General features: G+C 64.4%; 2 protein-coding genes. Both read right to left on the bottom strand.

All coding sequences use genetic code 11. The annotated features are described in order from the left end of the window. Nucleotides 1-259 (bottom strand): GntR family transcriptional regulator (locus EN879_RS34790; protein WP_164774792.1); only part of this gene is annotated, 259 nt, incomplete at its 3' end. Between the two features lie 127 nt (nucleotides 260-386). Then, the coding region (locus EN879_RS34785; protein WP_127274654.1) for an FAD-dependent monooxygenase at nucleotides 387-1,718 on the bottom strand (1,332 nt) is incomplete at its 5' end.

The following is a 1,718-nucleotide window of genomic DNA, read 5'->3' as shown; positions in this document are numbered from 1 at the left end:
GCAGCATATCAGGCGAAACAGCCGCCTTGAGATAGGTGCCGCTGCCTTGCCGGCGTTCGACGAGGCCGAGCCCTTCCCAGCGTGTCAGAGCCTCGCGCACGGTGTTGCGGCTGACCTTCAGCCGCTCGGCGAGAATGCGTTCGGTTGGGAGTCTGTCGCCCAGCTGCAGGGCTTTGGCGCGAACAAATCCCACCAACGCCTTCAACACGGCGTCGTCGCGCGCCGTGATTTGAATGGGTGGCAGGCTGTTCTGGTCCACATTTCCTCCGAGTGGTCCAATGGTCCAACCAAGTCTGCACAGTTGAAAACTCCTGTCAACAAACTGTCAGGAGCACTGTCGGAGGAAGCGACGCAATATTCTCAAGGCGGTCGCGCGATCGCGTCTGCTAACCTGCGGCAGCAGGCGGCCCGAACCAGGTGGTCAGCGCGCCCACAAGGCCCCGTTGGGTTCCCGCCCCGGCCCAAGCCACATAACCATCGGGCCGGATCAAGACCGCGTCGGGCGCAACGACACTCCCGAGAGCCGGCAGGTCCCAGATACCGGCGTAACCGGCGTCGATCTGCCGAACCCGTTCTGCCCAGGGCGCGATGTCCAGTCTGCCGGGCTCACCGAGGTTGAGCAGCACGGGCCGCGCGTCGTGCAGCAAGGTGAAGACCCGCAACGGTCCGCCGGCGGTGGTCAGATCGAGATCGGGCATTCGCCGCCCAAGCAGCGGGTGCCCCTCTTCGAGGTCGTAGTGGACACACAGGCCGGACATCTCGGCTGCGATCTTTTTGCGGGGTTCATCCATGCCGAGCAACTCGGCAACGGTGTCGGCCAAGGCCTTGCTGCGGTCATCCGTGCGGCGAAGCGCGACCTGCGCCATCGTGTTACGCAACACGCGGGCGGCAACCGGATGGCGCTCGGCGTGATAGCTGTCGAGAAGGCTTTCCGGCGATATCCCCTTGATGACCTGGGCCAGCTTCCATCCAAGGTTCACCGCATCCTGCACGCCGATGTTGAGGCCCTGTCCACCCATCGGCGGATGGACGTGGGCGGCATCGCCGGCCAGCAGCACGCGTCTGTCGCGATATGCGGCAGCCTGGCGCGTCATGTCGGTGAAGCGGGAGAGCCAGGTCGGGCTGTGGACCCCAAAATCGGTGCCATAGATGGCGGCCAGCGCCTCGCTGAGCTCGCGTAGCGTCGGTTCGCCGCGCGCCTCCAGGCGGGGCTCCGTCAGCACGACGCCAACCTTCTTGCCGTCCTCGATCTTACCCAGGGCATGAATTCCGGAGGCGTTGCTGCGGAAGCCCCATGCCGGTTCTTCCGACATTTCGACCTCGGCAATCATCCAGCTCATCGTCGGATCCCATCCGGTGAACTCGATACCGGCCGCCTTGCGAATGGTGCTGCGGCCTCCGTCGCAGCCGACCAGATATGCGGCCCTCAGGCGGTGACCGGTGGACAGTTCGACGTCGACGCCGCTGTCGTCCTGGATAAACCCCGCAACCTCGTGTTCACGATAGATCGGCACCTTCAACTCGCCGACCCAGTCGGCCAGGATGCGCTCGATGTGGTTCTGCCGCAGCGCCAACAGGTAATTGTGCCGGGTTGGGAAGTCGCTGATGTCCAGGCGGATCATGTGAAAACCTACGGCCGGGCTCACTTGGCCCTGCGAGAGGAACCGATCAGCAATTCCGCGCTGGTCGAGCACCTCGATGGTGCGTGCATGGAGGCC

The organism is Mesorhizobium sp. M7A.F.Ca.AU.002.02.1.1 (assembly GCF_003998535.1).
GTDB lineage: Bacteria > Pseudomonadota > Alphaproteobacteria > Rhizobiales > Rhizobiaceae > Mesorhizobium > Mesorhizobium ciceri.
Note: the sequence above shows the minus strand (reverse complement) of the source record. Positions and strands in the feature narration are given on the sequence as shown.